Annotated in this window: 5 protein-coding genes and 2 pseudogenes; 3 read left to right on the top strand and 4 right to left on the bottom strand. The window is 64.7% G+C overall.

Going from position 1 to position 5968, the window contains the following annotated elements:
• A pseudogene (crc, locus tag B3E94_RS00120) lies at nucleotides 1–299 on the top strand (catabolite repression control protein Crc); the annotation flags it as partial.
• Nucleotides 300–437: 138 nt separating this feature from the next.
• On the opposite strand, the gene rph reads toward crc, so the two are convergent.
• Nucleotides 438–1160, bottom strand: a complete 723-nt coding sequence (gene rph / locus B3E94_RS00125) for a ribonuclease PH (protein ID WP_236237580.1) — start codon at nucleotides 1158–1160, stop codon at nucleotides 438–440.
• 226 nt (nucleotides 1161–1386) lie between these two features.
• On the opposite strand from rph, the gene B3E94_RS00130 reads away from it, so the two are divergent.
• Both B3E94_RS00130 and gmk read left to right on the top strand, forming a co-directional pair.
• Nucleotides 1387–2250, top strand: a complete 864-nt coding sequence (locus B3E94_RS00130) for a YicC/YloC family endoribonuclease (RefSeq protein WP_286911842.1) — start codon at nucleotides 1387–1389, stop codon at nucleotides 2248–2250.
• 13 nt (nucleotides 2251–2263) lie between these two features.
• Nucleotides 2264–2884, top strand: coding sequence for a guanylate kinase (gene gmk / locus B3E94_RS00135; RefSeq protein ID WP_176511830.1), 621 nt, complete (start codon nucleotides 2264–2266; stop codon nucleotides 2882–2884).
• Nucleotides 2885–3008: 124 nt separating this feature from the next.
• Here gmk and B3E94_RS00140 read toward each other — a convergent pair whose 3' ends face one another.
• The 3 genes and pseudogenes from B3E94_RS00140 to B3E94_RS00150 all read right to left on the bottom strand — a co-directional run.
• Nucleotides 3009–4547, bottom strand: a complete 1539-nt coding sequence (locus tag B3E94_RS00140) for an APC family permease (protein WP_176511831.1) — start codon at nucleotides 4545–4547, stop codon at nucleotides 3009–3011.
• Nucleotides 4548–4661: 114 nt separating this feature from the next.
• Complete coding sequence (locus tag B3E94_RS00145; protein ID WP_236237583.1) at nucleotides 4662–5411, bottom strand: gamma-glutamyl-gamma-aminobutyrate hydrolase family protein; 750 nt, start codon at nucleotides 5409–5411, stop codon at nucleotides 4662–4664.
• Nucleotides 5412–5415: 4 nt separating this feature from the next.
• Nucleotides 5416–5968: pseudogene (locus B3E94_RS00150) on the bottom strand (glutamine synthetase); the annotation flags it as partial.

Consider the following 5968-nt stretch of genomic DNA (forward strand, 5'->3'; position numbering starts at 1 on the left):
GGCGTGACAGCCAGCAGTCGCCGGGCTTCCTGCCGCCTGAACGCGCCTGGATGGATGCGATCACCGGCGACATGGGTTATGTGGATGCCCTGCGCGAAGTCAGCCGCGAAGGCGACCAGTACAGCTGGTGGCCGGACAACGAACAGGCCGAGATGCTCAACCTGGGCTACCGGTTCGACTACCAGATCCTGACCCCGGGCCTGCGCCGTTCCGTGCGTGGCGCTCGCCTGCCGCGTCAGCCGCGCTTCTCGCAGCATGCGCCGCTGATCGTGGACTATGACTGGACGTTGACCATCTAAAAAGCATTGGGGCCGCTTCGCGCCCCATCGCCGGCAAGCCGGCTCCCACAGGAACGGCGCATGACTTGAGGTCTACGCGCTCGGTGTGGGAGCCGGCTTGCCGGCGATGGGCCGCAAGGCGGCCCCAATTGCCATCTATCAGTCAGCGAGCGCGGCCTTCTGCAGCTCGAAGATCTCGTCCATGCCCTTCTGCGCCAGCGCCAGCATGGCGTTGAAGTCTTCAGGCTGGAACGGCTTGCCCTCGGCAGTGCCCTGCACTTCGATGAAACCACCGGCGCTGGTCATGACCACGTTGAGGTCGGTCTCGGCAGCGGAGTCTTCGAGGTAGTCCAGGTCGAGCACGGCCTCGCCCTGGTACATGCCCACCGACACCGCGGCGATCATGTGCTTGAGCGGGTTGCCGCCCTTCAGGCCACCGCGCTTCTTGATCACCGCCAGGGCGTCGCACAGGGCGACCATGGCACCGGTGATCGAAGCCGTGCGGGTACCGCCATCGGCCTGGATCACGTCGCAGTCGATGTACAGGGTGATGTCACCCAGCTTGCTCATGTCGAGCGCGGCGCGCAGCGAGCGGCCGATCAGGCGCTGGATTTCCAGGGTGCGGCCACCCTGCTTGCCACGGCTGGCTTCGCGCTGGTTACGCTCGCCGGTGGAACGCGGCAGCATGCCGTATTCGGCGGTCAGCCAGCCTTGGCCCTGGCCTTTGAGGAAGCGGGGAACACCATTTTCGACGCTGACCGTGCAGACGACCTTGGTGTCGCCGAACTCGACCAGTACCGACCCCTCGGCGTGCTTGGTGTAGTTGCGGGTGAGGCGGATCGAGCGGAGCTGATCGGCGGCGCGACCACTTGGACGTTTCATCTGGGATACCTGTACTGGGACTTTGAATCTGCCAGCATTATAGAGCCCGGCGCCCGGCGAGGACACGCCTAATGTCGCGCCCCCAGGCAGCCTGTCGCCTTTTCTCACCGTTTCAGCGCGCCTCTGTAACATGGGCGGATTGGGCGCCGCGGCCCCACTGCGCTACAATCCTGCGCCTTGCAGCCGAAAGGCTTCCCCGTTCACCCATCTACGCGAGGTACTCCCCATGGTGCACAGCATGACCGCTTTTGCTCGTGTCGAGCGCGCAGGCAGCCAAGGCACCCTGGTCTGGGAACTGCGCTCGGTCAACCACCGCTACCTGGAGCCGCACCTGCGCCTGCCCGACGCCCTGCGCGACCTGGAAGGCGCGGTCCGTGAAGGGCTGCGCCAGGGCCTGTCGCGCGGCAAGGTCGAATGCACCTTGCGCCTGCACGAGGACAGCAACGGCAAGCCGCTGAAGGTCGACCGCGAGCGCGCCGCGCAGCTGGTCGCCGCCGCCGAGGAGGTGGCCGGCCTGATCAAGCAGCCAGCGCCGCTCAATCCGCTGGAAGTGCTGTCCTGGCCCGGCGTGCTGGTGGCCGACGCCAATGACCCGCAGGCCCTGAATGCCGAGGCCGTGGCGCTGTTCGACGAGGCCCTGGCCGAACTCAAGGCCGGGCGCCTGTGCGAAGGCCAGGAGCTGGCCCGGCTGATCAACGAGCGCCTGGACAACATGGCCAGCGAGGTCACGACCCTGCGCGCCCTGGTGCCGCAGATGCTCGCCGCCCAGCGCCAGAAGATCATCGACCGCTTTGGCGACCTGAAGGCCGAACTCGACCCGCAGCGCCTGGAGCAGGAGATGGTGCTGCTGGCGCAGAAGAGCGATGTCGCCGAAGAGCTGGACCGCCTCAGCACCCACGTCACCGAAGTGCGCCGGGTGCTCAAGTCCGGCGGTGCAGCCGGCCGGCGCCTGGACTTCCTGATGCAGGAGCTCAACCGCGAAGCCAACACCCTGGGCTCCAAGGCCTTCGACCCACGCAGCACGCAAGCGGCGGTCAACCTGAAGGTATTGATCGAACAGATGCGTGAACAAGTACAGAACATCGAGTAAGGCCTCCCCTACCATGAACCACAGCAGCGGCACCCTCTATATCGTTTCGGCACCGTCCGGCGCCGGCAAGACCAGCCTGGTCACCGCCTTGACCAAGGACGACCAGCAGATCCGCGTCTCGGTCTCGCACACCACCCGCGCCATGCGCCCGGGCGAGCAGCACGGGGTCAACTACCACTTCGTGGTGCATGAAGAATTCAAGGCACTGATCGAGCAAGGTGACTTCCTCGAGCACGCCGAAGTGTTCGGCAACTTCTACGGCACCTCGCGCAGCGCGCTGCAGCAGACCCTCGACCAGGGCTTCGACCTGATCCTGGAGATCGACTGGCAAGGCGCCCAGCAAGTGCGCAAATTGATGCCCGAGGCGCTGTCGGTGTTCATCCTGCCGCCGAGCCAGGAAGCCCTGCGCCAGCGCCTGGATGGCCGTGGTCAGGACAGCGAAGAGATCATTGCCGGGCGCATGAAGGAAGCGGTCAGCGAGATGGTGCACTACGACGAGTACGAGTACGTCATCATCAATGACGATTTCGACGTGGCGCTGGAGGAGTTGAAGGCGGTGTTTCGCTCGAACCGCTTGCTGCTGAAGAAGCAGCAGGCGCGGCATGGGGCGCTGCTCAAAGAACTGCTTTGCTGATAGACCGAAAGGGGCTGCGTTGCAGCCCAATCGCCGGCAAGCCGGCTCCCACAAGGTTTGCATTGCTGCGATAACTGTGGGAGCCGGCTTGCCGGCGATTGGGCCGCAACGCGGCCCCTTTCAATTATTCCTGCAGCTGCAGGGTCGCCTGCTGACGCAGGGTCGCACCCAGGAAGTAAGCCGGCGCACGCATCCGCGACAGCAGCATCAGTACGATCCCCAGTACCGAAATGATCGCCGCGATCACGAACACCAGCCCCACCCCACCCACATGCGAGCCGCTGCCGAAGTCCGGCGAGGCGCTGTCGATCGCCGTGCGCACGAAGATCACCGACAGGATCACCCCACCCACCAGCGGGCACAGGCCACGCATGAAGAAGTGGCGCAGGCTGTCGAACAGGCTGCTGCGGAAGTACCAGACGCAGGCGAACGCGGTCAGCGAATAGTAGAAGCAGATCATCATCCCCAGCGCGGTGATGGTATCGGCCAGCACGTTTTCACTCAGGGTACGCATGGTCACGTAGAACACCCCGGCAGCCACACCGGCACAGATGGTCGCGTAGCGCGGCGTTTGCGAACGCGGGCAGACACTGGCGAACTTCTGTGGCACGGCGCCGTAGTAACCCATGGCCAGCAACGTGCGCGCCGGCGACACGAAGGTCGATTGCAGCGAAGCGGCCGTGCTGGCCAGCACCGCGATGGACATCAGGATCGCCAGCGGCCCCATGACCGGCCCGGCCAGGTGGGCGAAGACGTTTTCCTGGATGCGCGGGTTGTTCAGCCCCAGGCCTTCCTCGCTGATACCGGCGAACTGCAGGGTAGCGATGGCGGTGAGCAGGTACAGGCCGAGAATCAGCAGCACGGTCCAGGTTGCCGCCTTGCCGGGGACTTCCTCGCTGCCGATCGACTCTTCACTGACCGTCAGGCACACGTCCCAACCCCAGAAGATGAAGATCGACAACGACAACCCGGCAGCAAAGGCCGAGAACGACTCGACGCCAAACGGGTTGAACCAGGCCATGTCGAACGCCAGCGGAGGCGGCGCGGTGGTTTCGCTGAAGGCGGCAAAGGCAAAGCCGATCAACACCAGAAGCTGCAACGCCACCAGGCCATACTGCACGGTCATGGTGGTGGTCATGCCCCGGCAACAGATCCACACCGCCAGCGCAATGAACACGCAACACGTGGCGATGTTGACCAGCAGGTTGTCGGCCAGGGCTGACAGTTCGAGGTTGCCGGTGATCTGGGCGAGGAACAGGTAGAAGAAGTCGACCGCCACCCCTGCCAGGTTGGAAAGCACGATGGTGGTGGCCACGACCAACCCCCAGCCGCCGATCCAGCCAATCATCGGCCCGAAGGCGCGAGCCGACCAGGTGAACGAGGTGCCGCTGTCCGGCTCTGCCGAGTTCAGTTCGCGGTAGCCCAGGGCCACCAGCAGCATGGGCAGGAAACCAACGATGAAGACGGCTGGAAGGTGAGCACCGACCTCCCGCACGGTGGGGCCGAGGGCGCCGGTCAGGGTGTAGACCGGGGCAATGGTGGAAATGCCCAGCACCACGCTGGCCAACAGGCCAAGACGGCCTTTGGCCAGGCCTTTGCTGCGTTGAGTGCTGCCCGAGTCGGCCGCGTCGGGTGGGCGGCCGGCTTCTGTGTAATTGCTCATGAGAAAATGCCGTAACTATTGGAATTGTTGTCACAGGCCTTGCAAGCAAGGCGCTTTCACTCATTGAAAGCTTGCGAGTCGGAGTTGGTCATCCAAGACCTTCGGGTAATATCCCTACCGTGCAGCATGGGCAATGCAAGCCTCGCGAAAGGCCTGGAAAAGGCTCCGCGAGACCGGGTTTTCGGCGTAACGCCATTCCGGGTGCCACTGCACACCGAGCACGAAGCCCGGCGCGTCAGGCATCGACACCGCTTCGATCAGGCCATCCGGTGCCCGAGCCTCGACCCGCAGGCCAGGGGCCAGGCGGTCGATGCCCTGGCTGTGCAGCGAGTTGACCTCGAACTGCGCCGCCAGGCCCAGGCGCTCGAACACCCCGCCAGGTGCAACGCTGACAGGGTGACGAGGGCCGTATTGCACCTCCAGGGGTGCGTCCTCAGGTTCGCGGTGGTCCAGGTAGCCCGGCAGCTCCTGCACACGCTGGTGCAGGCTACCACCCAGGGCCACGTTCAATTCCTGGAAACCACGGCAAATGCAGAACACCGGCACGCCGGCGGCAATCGCGGCCTGCAGCAATGGCAGGGTCAGCCGGTCACGCGCCAGGTCGTGCCGGGTCCCTTCCACGCTGGGGGCGCCATTGTAATGATGCGGCTCGACATTTGAAGGCGAGCCGGTAAAAAGAATGCCATCGAGCTGTGCCAGCAGCGCCTGAGCATCGCTGCCCCCGTCGCGCGCCGGCAGAATCAGCGGCAACCCGGCGAACGCGGCCGCCTCGACGTACTTGTCGCCCACCGTGTGCGACGAGTTCTTCCCAACCTGCTGGCGGCAGGCGCTGACACCGATCAAGGGGACCGCATTTGCGCTCATGGGCTTACACCGTGTGCAGGTACCAGTTGTACTCGAGGTCGGAGATCGACACTTCGAACTCGGCCAGCTCGCTTTCCTTGCAGGCGACGAAGATGTCGATGTAGTCGGGGCTGATGTACTGGTTGAGCACTTCGCTGTCATCCAGCGCGCGCAGGGCGTCACGCAGGTTGTTCGGCAGGCTCTGTTCCAGCTGCTCGTAGGAGTTGCCTTCGATCGGTGCACCCGGCTCGACCTTGCTGGTCAGGCCGTGGTGGATACCGGCGAGGATGGCCGCCAGCATCAGGTACGGGTTGGCATCGGCGCCGGCCACGCGGTGCTCGATGCGCACGTTCTCGCTGCTGTCGGTTGGCACGCGAACCGCCACGGTGCGGTTGTCCAGGCCCCAGCTTGGCGCATTGGGCACGTAGAACTGCGCGCCGAAGCGGCGGTAGGAGTTGATGTTCGGGCAGAGGAAGGCCATCGACGCCGGCATGGTCTCCAGCACACCGCCGATGGCGTGGCGCAGCTCATCGCTTTGCAGCGGGTCGTCGCTGGTGAAGATGTTCTTGCCGGTTTTC

Source organism: Pseudomonas sp. UBA6315 (genome assembly GCF_002438125.1).
Classification (GTDB): Bacteria; Pseudomonadota; Gammaproteobacteria; order Pseudomonadales; family Pseudomonadaceae; genus Aquipseudomonas; species Aquipseudomonas faucium.